Genomic DNA, 18,643 nt, shown 5'->3' with positions numbered 1-18,643 from the left:
AGACCGGGTGGGGCGGTCACCATCCACGAGGTATCCGGGAAAAAGGTGGTGCTGGCACCACCCCCGGGTCTTACGCCGATGTGGCGGGCGTCGGGGATGAGTGAAAGAGTGGGGATTGTGGAGGATCATCGTCGTGCCGCCGAGCGTGTCCGTCAGGACCAGCGGCTGCGCGCCGCTCACCCGGCTGAACGCCGCTACGCCGCCGCCTATCATCTGGCGCATCTGGCGGAGTGGCATGGCGGGGTCGACCTCCGCGAAGCCGCGCGGGCCGTTCTGGAGAGAGAGCGCGAATTGACGGCGGAAGACGACGGCGAGCCCGGTTTGGCGGGCCGCGCCTTCCAGGTGACCGCCCACCGTCGTGGTGGCGACGTGATCATCGTGGTCCGGGGCGAGATCGACGCCCTGGCCGAACCGGCCTTCCACGACTACGTCCGGGAGCGTTCCGGCGAACGGGTGGTCTTCGACCTCGCGGGCCTGACCTTCATCGACAGCCGGGGCCTGCAGGTCCTCCTCGACGCCCACCGCCGGGGCCCGGCGGCCTACTGCGCCCTGACACCCCGGGTGGCCCGGCTCTTCGACCTCCTGGGCCTGCGGACCCGGCTGAAGGTCTACGACTCGGTCGACGAGGCCTTCGCCGGGTAACGGGCTCAGCCCTGCCGCAGGATCTCCTCAAGGGCGGTCCGGTAGCGTCGCGCGTCCTGTTCCGGCACGGCCTCGGCCATGCGCAGCAGGACGTTGCCCACCTGATAGGTGTGCTCCGAGGTCTCTCTGGGCTGGCCGGCCGCCGAGGTCTCGTCCGCGAAGACCTGGATCAGGCCGCCGGTCGCGAGGTCGGCCGGGCCGCCGCCCTTGCCCGTGACGGCGATCGCGTCGGCCTGGAACGAGGCGCCGGTGACGCCCTCCTCCTGGTAGGTCACGCCGAGGTGGGCGTCCATGCCGTGCTCGGACAGCTCCCTGACGACGTCGGCGGCCGTCAGGCCGGTGTGGACGGGACCCGGCGCGGCGGCGGCGCCGCAGGCGGTCAGGACGAGCGCGGTGGCCGCGAGGCCGAGGAGGCGGAATCGGATCACTTCACAGACATACAGGGCAGGACCGTCCGCCGCAGCCCGAACGCCGTGTTCCGGCGCGAAAGGAAAAGCCCCGTGACCGCCGTCACGGGGCTTCTCCGGTCCGGGTCAGACGCCGGGGTCAGACAGGGCAGGTACTGCGGTACTCCTCGATCGCCAGGCCGCTCGGGCCGGGACAGATGAACTGGCTGTAGCGGGTGTCCTCGTCGACCCAGCGCTTGAGCCAGGCGACGAACTGCTTGGCGAACGGGGTGTTGGTCGTCTGCGGGAAGAAGTGGCTGGCGCTGTTGAGCTCCAGGTACGCCTTCTCGGTCTGGGTGATGCTGTTGTAGAACGGGCTGGCGTGCGTCGTCGGGGAGGCGACGCTGTCGCTCTCGCCGGCCACGATCAGGGTCGGAACGCGGACCGAACCCCACGTCTTGTCGGTGTTCCACGGCGCGATCGGCACGGCGGCCTTGAGCGACGGCCGGTCTTCGGCCGCGTGGAGGGTGCCGCCGCCGCCCATCGAGTGGCCGGCGACCGCGAGGCGGTTGCGGTCGATGCGGCTGCGTACCGTGGTGGAGCTGCTGTTGACCAGGTAGTCGAGGGCGGCCAGGAGCTGGTTGCCGCGGCTGGCGGGCTGGTCGAGGGTCGAGTTGGTCTCGATGCCGATGACGACGAAGCCGTGCGAGGCGATGCGCGGGCCTAACCATTCGAGGCTCGACCACCGGGCGGTGTAGCCGGGGGAGATGGCGATCGCGCCGAAGGTGCCCTGGCTGGTGTCGGTCGGGTAGTAGATCGTGCCGCCGCCGAAGCCGGAGACGAGCGACGAGACGCTCGTGGTCGCGACGGAGAACGGGCCGCGCGAGGCCTCGAGGATCGCGCTGGTGGGGTTCGGGCCGCGCTCGAAGCCGGCGGCCTGCGCCGAGGGGGCGAGGGTGACGGCGGTCCCGGTCGCCAGGGTGAACGCGAGGGCGGCGGTGGCGATGCGGGACAGTCGGGACGAGAAGCGAGTGAGACGCGGGCGGCCGAAGGCCGATCGTGGCTCGCGTGGGGAATCTGCCGCGAAGAAGCGTCGCAAGGGGGTGTCTCCCGGTTCTCGGAAGAGCCGCTGGTGTTGCGGGCACGTTTCCGGCTCCGCACGACGGCCCTGTCGGAATTGCTGACTGCGTCATCGTCGGGATCGAACCGGGGGTGGCGCATCGGCGAAATCACCGGTCGGGCGACGCCGGATGCGCGCATGAAAAAGGAGCTATCCTGATGAATTGCGGCCTCAGTCGCTGCACAATTCACATAGCTCCGTTGGAGAGGATAGCACTAGCGTGGCCAATCGTCAAGTGCTCGAATTGGAGCAGAGCCGGATCACCCAGCTCTACGACCGGCTCGACATCGTCCGGCGCCGGACGGCCGAGGCTCTGAAGACCGAATACGCCAAGGGCGCCTCGGGCGGCACCCACCAGGCGCGGGTCGAGCGCGAGGTGTCGGCCAAGGAGCACGCCAGACGGCTGGCACAGCTCAACGGCGTCGAGCGCGGCCTGTGCTTCGGGCGCATCGACGACGTCTTGGAGGAGACCCTCTACATCGGCCGCGTCGGGCTGCGCAACGACGACCACGAGACGATCCTGGTCGACTGGCGGGCCCCCGCCGCCCGGCCCTTCTACGCCGCCACCCCCTCCTACCCGGGCACGCTGGTGCGCCGCCGCCACCTGCGGACCAGGGGCCGGACCGTGGTCGGCGTCGACGACGAGGTCTTCGACCTCGACCGCGAGGACGTCGACGGCGGCTTCGTCGGCGAGGCCGCGCTGCTGGCCGCCCTCCGGCGCAGGCGCACCGGCCGGATGGGCGACGTCGTGGCCACCATCCAGACCGAGCAGGACCGGGTGATCCGGTCGGGCCTGCACGGCACCCTCGTCGTCCAGGGCGGCCCCGGCACCGGCAAGACCGTCGCCGCCCTCCACCGCGCCGCCTATCTCCTGTACGCCTACCGCGAGACCCTCGAACGCCGGGGCGTCCTGGTCGTCGGCCCGAACACGACCTTCCTGCGCTACATCAGCCAGGTCCTGCCCTCGCTGGGCGAGACCGACGTGGTGCTGGCCGGCGTCGGCGACCTGTTCCCCGGCGTCACCGCCACGGCCGACGACGAGCCGTTCCAGGCCGTCATCAAGGGCGACCTCGGCATGGTCGACGCGGTCGCGCGGGCGGTGGCCGACCGGCAGCGGGTGCCCGAGGGCGACCTGGAGATCCACGTCGACGGGCTGGACCTGGCGGTCCCGCACCACCTCTGCGCCGAGGCCCGCGACCGGGCCCGCAGGTCGGGCCGCCCCCACAACGTGGCCCGCAAGCTGATGGTCCTCGACCTGCTGCGCGCGCTCGCGATCGACGAGACGGCCAAACTCGACCGGCCCGCCGACGCCGACGAGCTGGCGTACATCAGGAAGGTCCTCTGGCACGAACCCCCGGTCAGGGCGGCCATCGACGCCCTGTGGCCGGTCGTCACCCCGCAGGAGCTCGTGCGGGGGATGCTCGGCAAGGCGCCCGGCGACCCGTGGACGACCGGTGACATCCCCCTCCTGGACGAGGCCGCAGAGCTGCTCGGCGAGGAGCCCGGCCCGGCGCGGCGCGACGACGACGACCGGGCCGAGCAGGAGCTGTTCGCCCGCGAGGTGCTCACCGTCACCGGCGTGGAGGAGGTCGAGGCGGCGCTGCTGGCCGACTGGAACGCCACCCCCGGCGAGGAGGTCACCACCGCCCAGCGGGCCGAGCGCGACCGCAAGTGGGTCTACGGCCACGTGATCGTGGACGAGGCCCAGGAGCTCTCCGCGATGGCCTGGCGCATGATCATGCGGCGCATCCCGACCCGCTCGATGACGATCGTCGGCGACATCGGCCAGACCGGCTCCCCGGCCGGCGCGACGAGCTGGGGCGAGATGCTCGACCAGTACGTCACCTGGCGCGAGGAGCGCCTCACGGTCAACTACCGCACCCCCAAAGACGTGATGGACGCCGCCGCCGAGGTCCTGAAGGAGATCGCCCCCGACCAGGAACCCCCGATTTCGGTGCGGCCCGCCGAAGAGCCGCCCCGAGTGGTCCAGACCGCCCAGTCCGGGCTGAACGACGTGCTCAGGGCGGAGATCGCCGCCGCGGCCCGAGACCTCCTCGCCGACGGGGAGGGCCGGCTGGCGATCATCACGTCCGGTGAACGGTATGCGGAAGTCGCGTCGATGGTCCCGGAAGCCGTTACGCTCGATCCGCTGGACTCGCCGGTGGCGCTGCTGACCGTGACGACCTCAAAAGGGCTCGAATTCGACGGCGTCATCGTGCTGTGGCCCGAGGAACTGGCCGGTCGCGACCTCTACGTGGCGATGACCAGGGCGACCCGCCGCCTGGTGCTGATCCATGAGCGTGAGCTGCCGCCCCCGCTCGCCGGGCTCGCTAAATAAGACTATCCTTGTAGGAAATACCGGGAGGCGACATGGGGCGGACGGAAGCCGACACGCCGGTCACCGCGGCGATCCACGCCGCCCGGTGGATCCGCGAGGCCGCCGTCGACGACGACCACGGCCACCACTGGCTCGCCAACCCCGACCCCGGCGGCCGTTCCGCCAACGCCGGCCACTCGGCCACCCTCTATTCGGGCGCCGCCGGGATCGTCCTGTTCTACCTGGAACTGGCCGCCGCGACCGGCGACCAGTCCTACCTCGACGACGCCCTGGCCGGGGCCGACCACCTGGTCACCGTCTCGGGCACGATCACCGACCCGACCTTCTACCACGGCCTGATGGGCCTGGTCTTCGCGCTGACCGAGTCCTACTGGGCCACCGGCGACGCCACCCACCAGGTCGCGGCCGAGCGCATCGCCGAGCGGGTGCTCGCGTCGCAGCGGCCGTCCAGAGAGGGTCTGACCTGGACCGGCGACGTGTCGCAGCGCGGCGACGGCGGGATCGCCCTCGGCCTCCTGCACATCGCCGGCATGCTCGGCCGTGACGACCTCGAAGAGGTCGCCATCATGACCGGCCGCACCATCGCCGGCCAGGTCGTCCCCGGCCACCAGTTCGGCGCCGAGGGCGGCGACCTCCCGGTCGACGCGGTGACCCCCGGCTTCCTGTCCGGCACGGCCGGATCGGGCTTCCTCATGGCCCGCCTCTACGGCGTGACCGGCGACGGCATGTTCCTCGCGGCGGCCCGCCGCGCGGCCGACTTCGTCCGGATGGTCAGCTCGGTCAGCGACAAGTGCGCCCTGGTGCCCCACCACGTGCCGCACGCGCGGGCGCTCAACTACCTGGGCTTCTGCTCCGGCTCGGCTGGGGTGGCCCGGCTGTTCCACGAGCTCTACCGGGTGACCGGCGACCCCGGCGACCTCGACTGGGTCGAGCGCCTGGCCCGCGGCGTCATCAACAGCGGGGTGCCCGAACGCCGCAGCGAGGGCTACTGGAACGTGGCATGCCAGTGCTGCGGCGCGGCCGGGCTGATCGAGTTCTTCGTCGGCCTGTGGGCCGCGACGGGCACCCGGGAATACCTCGACGTGGCGACCGAACTGGGCGACGACCTGATCGAGCGGGCCACCCGCGACGACGGGCGGGGGATGCGCTGGTACCAGGCGTACCGGCGGCTGCGGCCCCACGAGATCACGGCCGACACCGGTTACATGGTCGGCGCGGCGGGGATCGGCGCGGCGCTGCTGCACCTGGCGGCGGCGCGCGAGGGCCGCGACGCCCGTCGGGTGATCCTGCTCCCGGACAACCCGTTCCCGGCGATCCCGGTCCCGGCCGACTCCCTCTAGACACGCGTTGACGCCCGGGGGGAGGGGCGTCCTCCCTCCTCCCGGGCGCCGGTCACGTGGTCCGAGCTAGGAGCCGTACACCTCGAACTCGGAGATCTGCGCCGCCGGCCAGCCGGTGTTGCCGGTGACGTTCAGGCGCAGGTAGCGCTGGCTGCTGCCGGTGAACGTGATGGTCACCGTGTTGCCGCTCGCCGGGTTGAAGACCCGGCCGGCCGAGGCCGACAGGGTGTTCCACGTCGAGTTGTCCTGGGAGCCGAGGACCGACAGGGTCTGGGTGCGGGTGGCCCAGGCCGACGCGGGGGGCAGCTTCAGGACGACGCGCCCGACCGTGCGGTTCTGGCCGAGGTCGACGGTGATCGTCTGGGGGAAGGCGTTGTTGGTGCTCTCCCAGTACGTGTTGGCGTTGCCGTCGACCGCGTTGCCGGGGCCGTAGTTCTGGGCGACGCCGCTGGCGGTGGCCGGGCGGCCCTGCGCCAGGTTCCCGGCCGGCTGGCTGGGGGTCGGCGAGGGCGAGGCCGAGGGCGAAGGGGACGGCGAGGGCGAGGGGGTGGCGCCCGGGGTGCCGTACACCTCGACCGACGAGAGCTGCGCGGCCGGCCAGCCGGTGTTGCCCGTCACGACGACGCGCAGGTAGCGGACGGTCGCGGCGGTGGTGTTGATCGACACCGTGTTCCCGGTCGCCGGGTTGAAGGTCCGCCCGGCCGAGGCCGAGAGGGTCGTCCACGACGAGTTGTTCGTCGAGCCTTCAACGGCGATGGTCTGGGTGCGGGTGTTCCAGGCGGTGGCGGGCGGCAGCTTCAGGTCCACGCGCTGGACGTTGACCGGTGCGCACAGGTCGACGGTCAGCGTCTGCGGGAACTGGTTGTTGGCGCTCTCCCAGTACGAGTCGGCGTTGCCGTCGACCGCGTTGCCCGGGACGAAGGAGCCGTTGGTGGTGGTCGCCGTGACCGTCTTGTTCCGCGCCAGGTCACCGGTGCCGGGATTGCAGGTCGACGGGCTCGGGCTGGGGCTGGGACTCGGGCTGGGGCTCGGCGAGGTGGGGGGCGACGGAGAAGGCGAGGGGTTCCCGCCGCCGCCGCCCGGATAGATGTAGTTCGGGTTCGGCCAGGTCCCGGTGCAGGTCGTGCTGTTGGGGGACCAGCCCGAGTTGCCGCCCAGGTCGGTCGCCACGAACGCGCCGCCCACGCAGTTGTGGATCGCCGTCCCGGCGCCGATGTACGACGCCCGCACGTTCTCGAAGGTGGTCCGGGCGCCCGATTGGGCCTGGATCACGTAGGTGCCCGTGCCGGCGATGTTGACGTTCTTGAAGTTGACCGTCTGGGTGCTGCCCTCGATGAAGTGGATGGCGGCGTACGAGCTGTCGATGATGTCGGTGTCGGTCACGTTGATCGTGGCGTTGACCGGCTCGTTGAGGCCGGAGAACCAGATCGCGCCGACGCCGAAGCGCCAGTTGTAGTCGTTGTTGCCGGTCCGGATCAGGGTGTTCCTGGCCACCGTGTGGGTGCCCGCCACGGCGGTGCCCTGGCCGGAGTTGACCCCGGGATAGCGGTTGGCGATGTGGATGCCGCCGCCGTTGGTCAGCGTGTCGGAGACCACGTTGTCGGTGATCTTTATGTCCCGGCCGCCGTAGCTGACGATGTTGTTGGCCAGGATCGGCGCGATCACGGTGTTGAAGCTGAAGGTGTTGTTGACGTTCGCCATCCGGTCGGGCCACATGGCCAGGCCGTCGTCGCCGCTGTTGCGGACGAAGGTGTTGGTCACCGTCGAGTTCGTCACGCCGGTGTGGAAGTTCACGCCGTCGGCGATCTGGTCGACGATCCTGCTGTTGCGGATGACGAAGTTGTTCATGGGGCCGTCCATCCAGGCCCCGACCTTGGTGTTCTCCATCCAGACGTTGTCGACGACCGAGTCGGTCATCGCGCCGCCCATGGCGTTCACCTGGTCGTCGTCCACCCGCTCGCGGATGTCGCCGAGGATGTGCAGGTCGCGCACGACCACGTTGCGGCTCGGGCCGCCGGCCTCGTGGGCGCGGATGCCGCCCTGGTAGCCGCCGCCGGAGACGTACTTGCCGTAGATGCCGACCGCGCGGTTGCGCTGGGTCGGGTGGCGGCCGGTCAGCTTGGTGTACCAGGGGCCGGCGCCGCGGAGGGTAACCCCGTCGACGACCACGTGGTCCCAGAGGGTGTACGTGCCCTCGGGGATGTACACCTCCTTGCCCTGGGCCTTGCCCGCGTCGACCGCGGCCTGGAAGGCGGCGGTGGAGTCGGTCGACGAGTTGCGGGCGGCGCCGAACTCGTCGACCGACAGCGAGCCGGCCGGCCTGCCGATCGCCGCGGGGGCGACCTCGAAGTCGGCCACGTCCACCGTGATGGGGGTGTTCGACTGGGCCTGGACGCGGATCTTCGTACCGGCCTGGTAGGTCTGGCCGAGAAGCGTCTGGGTCTCGTCGTAGAAGTGGTGGGGGTTGGTGTCACCCGGGTTGTTGTTGAACGGGTAGCCGCCGTAGAACCAGCTGTACACCGAGGTCAGGGAGATGTCCTTGAGCTTGGCGCCGCCGACGCGGATGTCGGCGTTGATGGTCTGGCCCTGGCCGCCGTTCGCGTCGGGGATGCTGTAGCGCACCGTCATCGCGTTGGCCGGCTTGGTCAGGGTGAACTCGACGTACTCGCCCGGCGAGTCGATCGTCACGGCCCGGCGGCCGGAGGCCTCGGAGGGGAGCGTCGTGTAGATCCGGCTGGGCCCGATGACGGTGCCGTTGTGGGCGACGTCCTCGGCCTCGAACTCGGTGAAGGGGACGGTCGCGCCGCGACCGGGGATGCCCCAGACGGAGTCGGCCGTGGCGGCTGCGGCGGTGCCGGTGAGAGTGGGGACGGCCACCACGCCCGCCGCGATCAGGGCGGCGCTCGCGAGGGCGGCGGACAGACGACGTGATCGGATTACCGATTCAGGCATCGGCGGACCCTTCTGTCAGGTGCGGGCCTGCGCCGTCGCCGGGGGGTCGGCGGGTGACACGGGCCTGAGGGGTGCTCGCCACCTCCGTCGCGATCGGCGGTGTCGAGATGAGCACACCATAGGATGGCCAACAGAAGTCCGCAATATTTCAACTTGATTTCGCAAAAGGGCTCGTCTGTGGAGGTCTGACAGGACCTGACCCCTGCGGTCATGGGGTCCGAAGCGCTCCACGTGCCCGTGCTTGCTCTTCGACGGCGCCACTGAGCTGGCCTTATGGGCCCTCTGGTGGGTTCGGTACGCAAACTTTCGCCCGGCCGGTCAACGGGGCGTCGTGTGTAACGTTCATATGTCCCAGGCCCCGTGTAAAGAACACGTAAGCGCGCGTATCTCCTCGCAAACGATCGTTTTCCGGTCCTCACCTGGAGCGTTGGTCGACAGGAGGGGATTCCATGATCGTGGCCCGATGGGTGGAAAACGCTCTCATGGCGAGATGGCATCGGTGGAATGCAAGCAGGTTGCGTTCCTTGGGCGTATGATTTGCGCTGTGACACGTCGACTTGCAGAAGTGGCGAAGAAAGTCGGAGTCAGCGAGGCGACCGTCAGCCGAGTGCTGAACGGCAAGCCGGGCGTCTCCGACGCGACCCGCGCGGCCGTGCTGACCGCCCTCGATGTCCTCGGCTACGAGCGCCCGACGCAGCTCCGGGGGGAGCGCGCCCGCCTGGTCGGCCTGGTCCTGCCCGAACTGGGCAACCCCATATTCCCGGCGCTGGCCGAGGTGGTCGGCGGCGCCCTGGCGCAGCGCGGCTTCACCCCCGTGCTGTGCACCCGCACGGCGGGCGGCCTCTCCGAGTCCGACTACGTCGAGATGCTCCTGGAGCAGCAGGTCTCCGGAGTGGTCTTCGCGGGCGGTCACTACATGGAGGCCGACGCCCCCCACGAGCACTACCTCCGGCTGCTCGACATCGGCCTGCCGGTCGTGCTGGTGAACGCCGCGAGCGACAACCTTGACTTCCCGCGCGTCTCCACCGACGACGCGGTCGCGGTGGAGCAGGCCTTCAGCCACCTGGTCTCGCTCGGCCACGAGCGGCTCGGGATAGTGCTGGGCCCCGACGACCACATACCGTCCCGGCGCAAGCTGGCCGCGATCAACGCCGCCGCCGAGAAGGCCGGCCTCGCCGAGGTCGCGGTCGAGCACGCCATGTTCTCGCTCGAAGGCGGCCAGGCCGTCACCAACCGGCTGATCAGGCTCGGCGTCACCGGCATCATCTGCGCCTCCGACCCGCTGGCGCTTGGAGCGATCCGGGCCGTCCGCCGGATGGGCATGTCGGTCCCCGAAGACGTCTCGGTGGTCGGCTTCGACGACTCGAACTTCATGAACTGCACCAACCCGCCGCTGACCACGGTCCGCCAGCCCATCGAGGCGATCGGCCGCGCCGCCGTCACGCTGCTGGTGAACCAGATCGACGGAACACCCGTCACGGCGGAGGAGCTCCTCTACGAACCGGAGCTGGTCGTCCGGGGCTCCACCGGCCCCGCCAGGATCGGCGCCGGCGTCGGAGTCGCGGTCTGACCCCCTAGCCGGCCACGCCAGAAGCCCCGCCTTCCCCGGAAGCGCGGGGCTTTCGCTTGTCTGCGCATCGAAAGCCGCGTCGTTCCAGTTCATCTGGACGTCGAATCCATGCGCGCTGGCAGGAGCTTGTTTGCGACCGATTCCCGGTGTTTGACTGGAACGGTCATGGTCCTGTCAGGCGTCATCTCAAGCACGACAGCGCCCTGAGAGCGACCATCGAGGCAGGCCATCTCTGTGACCTGCAGGTTCGTGTTTCGAGGGTGTTCGCTGCGTCGCACTGTCACTTTTTTGCATCTTGAGTACATGACTCTTGCTCAGCCTTGTTCGTCTCTGTATGTTTCTCGCAACCGGTAACACGAAGCGGACTCGTAACTCCACCTTCATCGATCGGGCCTTCGGGGGGCTCGTTCCGGAACTTGCCAGACGGACAGGTGCTCTCAAGGTGTCGTGGTTGGCCACGGCAGGAGGGAATCATTGATGCAATCCCGTAAAATCGCGACGTTGCTGGCCGTGGCGGGGCTTACCCTCGCCGCTGCGGCGTGTGGCACGGAGGAGACCCCGGCCCCGGCCGCGAACCCCTCTGCCGGCGGCTCGGCCCCGGCCGCAGAGAACGCGCCTGTGACGATCAGCGTCGGCTGCCAGCCTCCGAAGACGAACCCGAAGGAGCGCGCGCAGTGGGACGCGGACGTCACCGCGTTCCAGGCGAAGTTCCCCTACATCACGATCGAGAGCAAGGACGCGTTCCCCTGCATCGTTCCTGAGACCTTCCAGGCGAAGCTCGCCGGCGGCCAGATGGAAGACCTGTTCTACGTCTACTACACCGACGCCGCCCGCATCATCGGGGCCGGCCAGGCCGCCGACATCACGCCCTACCTGAGCGAGGCCCCGCACTTCGCGGAGATCCGCCCCGACGTGAAGGGCGTGTTCGAGTCCGGCGGCAAGACCTACGGCGTGCCGCGCACCAACTACGCCACCGGCCTGGTCTACAACCGCGCGCTGTTCACCCAGGCGGGCCTCAACCCGGACATGCCGCCCAAGACCTGGGCCGAAGTCCAGGACGCCGCCAAGAAGATCGCCGGGCTCGGCAATGGCTACGTCGGCTTCGGCGAGTACTCCGCCGGCAACACCGGCGGCTGGCACTTCACCTCGTCGATCTACGCCCGCGGCGGCGCGATCGTGAGCGAGGACGGCAAGATGGCCGCCTTCAACAGCGAGCAGGGCAAGGCCGTGCTGGAGAACCTCCGCAAGATGCGGTGGGACGACAACAGCATGGGCACCAAGCAGCTGCACCGCTGGGAAGACCTCATGCGGCTGATGGGCTCCGGCAAGCTCGGCATGATGATCGGCGCCCCCGACGTCGTCCAGGCCGTGAACAACGACTTCAAGGGCAAGTTCGAGGACTACGGCGTGACCGCCGTGCCCGAGTCGACCCAGTCGCTGTCCGGCGGCGACGGCTACATGTTCAACGCGAAGGCCACCCCCGACCAGATCAAGGCCGGTCTGAAGTGGCTGGAGTTCAAGTTCCTCACCCCGGGCCAGGGCCAGTTCGACTACGCCCGCAACAAGGCCGACGGCCTGCCCACGGGCCTGCCCCTCACCGACCTGTACGGCTCCGCCGCCCCCGGTGCCCAGATCCAGGCCGACCGTGAGGCCAACGCCAACGTCCCGACCGAGCACTTCGCCCCGTACGTCGAGGGCACCAAGTCGGTGACCTTCAAGCTGGAGCCGCCGAAGGCCCAGGAGATCTACGCCATCCTCGACACCCCGATGTCGGCGGTCCTGACGCGCAAGGACGCCAACATCGACGAGCTGCTGGCGGATGCGGAAGAGAAGGTCAACAAGCTGCTGGCAGCGGGCTGACCTGAAGTTCGGGGGCCGGTCGCAGGGCCGGCCCCCGATAGTCACGTTGAGATTGTGAGCGCAAACCGATGACGACTCTCTCCGCGAAGGACGTCCGGCCGCCCCGGCAGCGGCCCCCCGGAGCCCTGCGGCGCGCGGTGAGCCGGAACCTCACGGCCTACGGCTTCCTCTCCGGGGCGCTGATCTGCTTCGCGTTCTTCTCCTGGATCCCGATGGTCCGGGAGTTCATCCTGTCCTTCCAGAAGACCAACTTCGTGAACTCGACGGAGTGGGTCGGCCTGGAGAACTTCCGCACCGTCCTGGACGACCCGGCCTTCATCTCCGCCTGGGTCAACACCGCGATCTTCACCCTGCTGGCGCTGGTCTTCGGCTACATCGTGCCGTTCGTGTTCGCGGTCGTGCTGAACGAGATCCGGCACGCCCAGGGCTACCTCCGCCTGATCGTCTACCTGCCCGTGATGCTGCCGCCCGCCGTGGCGGTGCTGCTGTTCAAGTGGTTCTACGACCCGGGCGCCGGCCTGTTCAACCAGGCCCTCGGCGTGGTCGGCATCCCCCCGCTGAGCTGGCTCGACTCCACCACGACCGCCCTGCCCTCGCTCGTCATCGTCTCCACCTGGATGAACCTCGGGACCGGCACGCTGATCTACCTCGCGGCCCTCCAGAGCATCCCCAGCGAGCTCTACGAGGCGGCCGAGCTCGACGGCGCGGGCCTGTTCAAGCGCGTGTGGCACATCACGATCCCGCAGACGCGGCTGATCCTGCTGGTCATGCTGCTGCTCCAGATCGTGGCGACCATGCAGGTCTTCATCGAGCCCTTCCTGCTGACCGGCGGCGGCCCCGAGAACGCGACCGTGACGGTGGCCTACCTCATGTACCAGTACGCCTTCAGCTTCGGGAACTTCGGCGGCGGCGGCGCGCTCGGGCTGATGCTGATGCTCGTCCTCATCGTCTTCTCCGCCTTCTACCTGCGCGTCTCGCGCGACCGTACCTAGCCGAGACCGGCAGAGAGGAGGAACACCGATGTCGCAGAGCACCGTCCAGCGGCCCGTCAGGGCCGTGAAGGACACCGCGCCGCCGCCGAAGCACGCCCGGCGGCGCCGGAAGCGGAAGGAACAGCCCCAGCAGTTCCGCGGCCTGGTGTCGCCCCACACCTTGACCACCCGGCGCGGGAAGATCGTCTACTGGACGGTCGTGACGTTCGTGGTCACCGGGTTCACGCTCGCCTTCGTGTTCCCGCTGTACTGGATGGTCACCGGCGCGATGAAGTCGCCCGACGAACTCGTCGCGGTACCGCCGAGCTTTTTCCCCAAAGAGCTGAACTTCTCGGTGTACGCCGAGGCGTGGGAGCTGCTCGACCTCGGCACCTTCCTGAAGAACACCCTGATCTACGCGGGCGGCGCCTGGTTCTTCACGCTGACCTTCGACGTGGCCGCGGCCTACGCGCTGTCGAAGCTGCGGCCGGTGTTCGGCAAGGTGGTCCTGGCGCTGGTGCTGTCGACGCTGATGATCCCGCCGATGGTGATCCTGCTGCCGGCCTACCTGAGCGTGGTGGAACTGCCTATCTTCGGGTGGAACCTGCTGAACACCCCGTGGGCGATCTGGCTGCCCGCGGCGGCCAACGGGTTCTTCATCTTCCTGCTCAAGCGGTTCTTCGACTCGATCCCGCGTGAGCTGCTCGAAGCCGCCCAGATCGACGGCGCGTCGCCGATGCGTATCCTCTGGTCGGTGGTTCTTCCGGTCTCCCGGCCGATCCTCGGGGTGGTCTCCATCCTGGCGGTGGTCAACGTCTGGAAGGACTTCGTCTGGCCGCTGCTGGTCCTGCCCGACAGCGAGAAGATGTCGATCAGCGTCGGCATCTCCTCCCTTTCGGCCCAGATGCCGCAGAACGTCCTGATCGCGGCTCTCGTCATCGCGAGCATCCCGGCGATCCTGGTGTTCCTGGTGTTCCAGCGCAGCATCATGGCCGGTCTGACGGCGGGAAGCCTAAAAGGCTGACCCCGTCGCCAGTGTCGCCCACTCTCCAATAAAGCCTAAGGAGTTGTTCCAGCATGCCCGAAACGTGGTGGCGGGGGGCCGCGATCTACCAGGTCTACCTGCGCAGCTTCGCCGATGGAAACGGCGACGGCATCGGCGACCTCGCCGGTCTGCGCAGCCGCCTGGCCTACCTCGCCGACCTCGGTGTCAACGCCGTGTGGCTGGTCCCGTGGTACCCGTCCCCGATGGCGGACGGCGGCTACGACGTGGCCGACTACCGGGCCATCGAGCCGTCCTTCGGTGATCTGGAGGAGGCCGAGAGGTTCATCGAGGAGGCCCACGCGCTGGGCATCAAGGTGATCATCGACGTCGTCCCGAACCACCACTCCGACCAGAGCGAGTGGTTCAAGGCGGCGCTGGCGGCCGGGCCCGGCTCGCCCGAGCGGGAGCGCTTCTGGTTCCGCGACGAGCCCGGCGACTGGAAGTCGATCTTCGGCGGCCCGGCGTGGACCCAGGTGCCCGACGGCCAGTGGTACCTGCACCTGTTCGCGCCCGAGCAGCCCGACTTCAACTGGACCAACCCGGAGGTCCACGCGGAGTTCCACGACGTCCTGCGGTTCTGGTTCGACCGCGGCGTCGACGGCATCCGGATCGACTCGGCGGCCGTGCTGGTCAAGAACTTCGAGGGCGGCGACCCCGACGGGTACACCGACCTGCCCGAGGTCCACGACATCTACCGCAGCTGGCGGAGCCTGGCGGACAGCGAGTACACGGACCGGATCTTCATCGGTGAGGTCTGGTTTCCCGACCAGGAGAGGTTCGCCCGCTACCTGCGCCCCGACGAACTGCACACGGCGTTCAACTTCGACTTCCTGGCCGCTCCGTGGGAGCCGGCGGCGCTGCGCGCCTCCATCACCACGACGCTGGAGACCCACGCCCCGCTGGGCGCGCCGCCCACGTGGGTGCTGTCGAACCACGACGTGACCCGCGTGGTGACCCGCTACGGCCGCGAGATCACCTCCTGGGACCACGGCGCCCGCCGCGACGGCTTCCCGTCCGACCTGGAGCTCGGCTACCGCCGGGCCAGGGCGGCGGCGCTGCTGGCCATGGCCCTGCCCGGTGGCGTGTACATCTACCAGGGCGAGGAGCTGGGCCTGCCGGAGGTCGACGACATCCCGAACGAGCTGCGCCAGGACCCGATGTGGGTCCGTTCGGAGCACACCGTGCCGGGCCGCGACGGCTGCCGGGTGCCGCTGCCGTGGTCGGGCCAGGAGAAGCCGTTCGGATTCGGCACCGGCGAGCCGTGGCTCCCGCAGCCCGCCGACTGGAACAAGCTGACCGTCGAGGCGCAGAGCGAGGACCTCGGCTCGATGCTGAGCCTCTACCGCTCGGGCCTCAAGCTGCGCCGCGACCTGCTCGGCGACGGCACCCTGACCTGGTGCGAGTCACGCGACGACGTGCTCGCCTTCCAGCGCGACTCGGGTCTGGTCTGCGTCGTGAACCTGGGCGCCGAACCCGCGCCGCTGCCCCCGCACACCGAGGTGCTGCTGGCCAGCGGCCCGCTGGAGGGCGACGAACTGCCCTCCGACACAGCCGTCTGGCTGCGCTGACGGGGGTTCATTTACTCGGGCCCGTGACCGCTCGTGGGAAGCGCGAGACGCGGCCTGCCGAAGGCAGGCCGTGGCTCGCGCCCTGAATCTGCCCGATGAATCGGTCACGGGCTCGCGCCACTACGGGGGCTGACATGGCACTGATCGAGGCCGAAGGGCTGGAGAAGCGTTATCCGGGGACCGACTTCGCCGCGGTCGCCGGCATCGGGTTCCGGGTCGAACGCGGGGAGGCCTTCGGCTTCCTCGGGCCCAACGGGGCCGGGAAGTCGTCGACGATGCGGATGCTGGCGTGCGTGTCGCAGCCCAGCGGAGGCAGCCTGCGCATCCTCGGGGAGGACCCGGTGGTCCACGGCCGGGCGTTACGGGCCCGGCTCGGCGTGGTCCCGCAGGACGACGCGCTCGACCTGCAGCTGACCGTCCGCGAGAACCTGATCGTGTACGGCCTGTACTTCGGCCTGTCCCTGAAGCGCATGCGGGCCAAGAGCGCCGAACTGCTGGAGTTCGCCCAGCTCGCCGACAAGGCGGGGGAGCGGGTCGAACACCTGTCCGGCGGCATGCGACGCCGCCTCACGATCGCCCGCTCGCTGGTCAACGACCCGGAGATCCTGCTGCTCGACGAGCCGACCACCGGCCTCGACCCGCAGGCCCGGCACATCCTGTGGGACCGGCTGTTCCGCCTGAAGAGCGCCGGCGTGACCCTGATCCTCACCACCCACTACATGGACGAGGCCGAGCAGCTCTGCGACCGCCTGGTCATCATGGACAAGGGCCTGATCGCCGACGAGGGCACCCCCCGCGAACTCATCGACCGCCACGTGACCCGCGAGGTCCTGGAACTCCGCTTCCCGCCCGGGGAACAGGAACAGGCGGCCGAGAAGCTGGGCGGCGATGTGGAGGTCCTCCCCGACCGCCTCCTCTGCTACGCCGACGACGGCGACGAGGTCCTGACCCGCGTGACGGAGGTGGGCCTGCGCCCCCTGACCGCGCTGGTCCGACGGGCCACGCTGGAGGACGTCTTCCTCCGCCTCACCGGCCGATCGCTGACCGACTGATGACCAGACTCATGAACGGGGCTCGTGGTTCGACCGCTGGTCGACTGATGGCTGGGCTCGTAGACGGGCGGCTTCCGGAGGCTCCCGGTTTAATCGCCGGCCGACTGACGGCCAAGTTCGTGGACCGGGCCGGGCCGGCGGATGGCAGACTTCGTGAGCCGCGTCTGCCTGCCGGATCGGGGGCGGGCCGATGATCCGCGCCTTGACCTATTGGTTGTTCCGGTACCGCCGGACCTGGCAGGGCACCGTCGTCGTCTCGGTTGCGAACCCCCTGTTGTTCCTGCTGGCCATCGGGGCCGGCCTCGGATCTCTGGTGCAGGGTGACGTCGAGGGCGTGCCCTACCTGCAGTTCTTCGCGCCGGGCATGCTGGCCGCCGCCGCGTTCCAGAACGCGTTCATCGACGCCGGGTTCGGGGTGGCGACGGCGCGGGGGCGGGAGCGGGTCTACCAGACCGCCGTCGCGACACCCCTGTCGCCGGGCGAGGTGATGGGCGGGCATCTGCTGTTCGTCGCGTTGCGGGTGTTCGTGGGAGCGCTGGCCTTCGTGGTGGTGATGGCCTGCTTCGGGCTGGTCTCCTCCGTCTCGGTCTTCGTGACGGTCCTGCTGGCCGCCACGCTCACCGGGATCGCGCCCGCGGCGCTCGTCGCCGCCTGGGCGGTGACCGTGACCGACTTCCCGCGACTGAACACGGTGTTCCGGTTCGTGGTCATGCCCATGTACCTGTTCTCCGGCACGTTCTTCTCCGTCGAACAGCTGCCCGCCGCCCTCCAGACGATCATGTATGCCCTCCCGCTCTGGCACGGCGCCGACCTCTGCCGCTCGCTGGCCCTCGGCACCGCCACCCCCGGCATGACCCTGCTGCACGTGGCCTACCTGGGCGCCATGGCGGTCGCCGGGATCCTGATCGGGCGGGTCACCTTCCGGAAGGTGCTCTATGTCTAGGCTCCCGGCCGCCGGCGGCGCCCATCTGGTCGTGCTGCGCAACGTGTGGGTGCACAAGGGCGGCACCCCGTGGACGATGGCGCTCTTCTCCGTGTACGAGCCGATCCTCTACCTCCTGGCCCTGGGCGTCGGCGTGGGAGCGCTCGTCGGCGAGGTGCCGGGGATCGACGTCCCGTACGCCGCCTTCGTCGCCCCCGCACTCCTCGCGGTGGCGATGATGAACAGCGCCCTGGAGGAGACCACCAACACGGTCTACGGCAAGCTCACCTTCGACCGCTTCTACCACTCGCTGCTGGTCACCCCGATGACCGTGCGCGGCATGGTCGCCGGGGAACTCCTCTGGGCGGCGGCCCGCGCGCTCGTCACCGGCGTCGGCTTCCTGGCCGTGATCGCGGCCTTCGGCCTGGTCAGGTCGCCGTGGGCGGTCATGGCCGTGCCGGCGGGCCTGCTGACCGCCTTCGCGTTCGGCGCGTTCGGCCTGGCGGCGGCCGGCTACGCCCGGGGCTGGCACAGCTTCCAGTACGTCCAGCTCGTGATGCTGCCCATGTTCCTGTTCGCGACGACCTTCTATCCCGTCACCGTCTACACCGAATGGGTGCGGGTGCTGGTGGAAGCGCTCCCGCTCTACCACGCGATCGAGCTCTCACGGGGGCTGGCGCTGGGCGAGGTCGGGCCGGGGCTGCTGCTGAACGCCGCCTACCTGGTCGTGTTCGGCGGCGTGATGCTGGCGGTGGCCCAGGCCCGCTGGGCCACCCTGATGGCCAGATAACGCCAGGACGCGCCGACGTCTGGACTGACGAAGCGCCGGGAGCGCAGCGACCAGAGCGGAGGAGGGAAGATGTCGGATCTGAGCGCC

Annotated in this window: 14 protein-coding genes; 11 read left to right on the top strand and 3 right to left on the bottom strand. The window is 69.6% G+C overall.

The annotated features are described in order from the left end of the window. Positions 1-117: 117 nt before the first annotated feature. Positions 118-642, top strand: coding sequence for an STAS domain-containing protein (locus tag FDA94_RS11960; protein ID WP_170990895.1), 525 nt, complete (start codon positions 118-120; stop codon positions 640-642). A gap of 5 nt (positions 643-647) precedes the next feature. Here the strand turns inward: FDA94_RS11960 and FDA94_RS11955 are convergent, their stop codons facing one another. Beyond that, a complete protein-coding gene (locus FDA94_RS11955; protein ID WP_137247134.1) occupies positions 648-1,070 on the bottom strand; it encodes a hypothetical protein in 423 nt (140 codons plus the stop codon). A 118-nt stretch (positions 1,071-1,188) separates the two neighbouring features. Beyond that, positions 1,189-2,127 carry an alpha/beta hydrolase family protein gene (locus FDA94_RS11950; RefSeq protein WP_425460142.1) on the bottom strand — a complete coding sequence of 313 codons (939 nt, stop codon included), beginning with the start codon at positions 2,125-2,127 and terminating at the stop codon, positions 1,189-1,191. Positions 2,128-2,368: 241 nt separating this feature from the next. Here FDA94_RS11950 and FDA94_RS11945 point away from each other — a divergent pair, with 241 nt between their 5' ends. Then, entirely contained in the window at positions 2,369-4,486 is a 2,118-nt protein-coding gene (locus FDA94_RS11945; protein ID WP_246059782.1) for a HelD family protein, read from the top strand. Between the two features lie 32 nt (positions 4,487-4,518). Continuing rightward, positions 4,519-5,826 (top strand): lanthionine synthetase LanC family protein, encoded by a 1,308-nt coding sequence (locus tag FDA94_RS11940; RefSeq protein ID WP_137247133.1) that lies wholly within the window; start codon positions 4,519-4,521, stop codon positions 5,824-5,826. 66 nt (positions 5,827-5,892) lie between these two features. Here the strand turns inward: FDA94_RS11940 and FDA94_RS11935 are convergent, their stop codons facing one another. Next, positions 5,893-8,778, bottom strand: a complete 2,886-nt coding sequence (locus FDA94_RS11935) for a galactose-binding domain-containing protein (protein ID WP_137247132.1) — start codon at positions 8,776-8,778, stop codon at positions 5,893-5,895. 565 nt (positions 8,779-9,343) lie between these two features. Between FDA94_RS11935 and FDA94_RS11930 the strand changes: the two genes are divergently transcribed. From FDA94_RS11930 to FDA94_RS11895, 8 genes are all read left to right on the top strand, one after another. Beyond that, positions 9,344-10,348, top strand: coding sequence for a LacI family DNA-binding transcriptional regulator (locus FDA94_RS11930; RefSeq protein ID WP_425460141.1), 1,005 nt, complete (start codon positions 9,344-9,346; stop codon positions 10,346-10,348). A 477-nt stretch (positions 10,349-10,825) separates the two neighbouring features. After that, entirely contained in the window at positions 10,826-12,208 is a 1,383-nt protein-coding gene (locus FDA94_RS11925; RefSeq protein WP_137247130.1) for an ABC transporter substrate-binding protein, read from the top strand. A gap of 68 nt (positions 12,209-12,276) precedes the next feature. After that, positions 12,277-13,200: a carbohydrate ABC transporter permease gene (locus FDA94_RS11920; RefSeq protein ID WP_137247129.1), complete on the top strand. Its 924-nt coding sequence runs from the start codon at positions 12,277-12,279 to the stop codon at positions 13,198-13,200. A gap of 28 nt (positions 13,201-13,228) precedes the next feature. Beyond that, positions 13,229-14,203, top strand: coding sequence for a carbohydrate ABC transporter permease (locus tag FDA94_RS11915; protein WP_137247128.1), 975 nt, complete (start codon positions 13,229-13,231; stop codon positions 14,201-14,203). Between the two features lie 53 nt (positions 14,204-14,256). Next, entirely contained in the window at positions 14,257-15,792 is a 1,536-nt protein-coding gene (locus FDA94_RS11910; protein ID WP_137247127.1) for a glycoside hydrolase family 13 protein, read from the top strand. 134 nt (positions 15,793-15,926) lie between these two features. Beyond that, positions 15,927-16,844, top strand: coding sequence for an ABC transporter ATP-binding protein (locus FDA94_RS11905; RefSeq protein ID WP_212735289.1), 918 nt, complete (start codon positions 15,927-15,929; stop codon positions 16,842-16,844). A gap of 202 nt (positions 16,845-17,046) precedes the next feature. Then, on the top strand, positions 17,047-17,787 hold the full coding sequence (locus FDA94_RS11900) for an ABC transporter permease (protein WP_212735288.1): 741 nt from the start codon (positions 17,047-17,049) through the stop codon (positions 17,785-17,787). Continuing rightward, entirely contained in the window at positions 17,780-18,556 is a 777-nt protein-coding gene (locus FDA94_RS11895) for an ABC transporter permease (protein ID WP_137247124.1), read from the top strand. Before FDA94_RS11900 ends, FDA94_RS11895 begins: the two co-directional genes overlap by 8 nt. Positions 18,557-18,643 lie beyond the last annotated feature (87 nt).

The organism is Herbidospora galbida, assembly GCF_005233835.1.
Lineage (GTDB): Bacteria > Actinomycetota > Actinomycetes > Streptosporangiales > Streptosporangiaceae > Herbidospora > Herbidospora galbida.
This window is presented reverse-complemented; position numbering and strand designations above follow the sequence as displayed.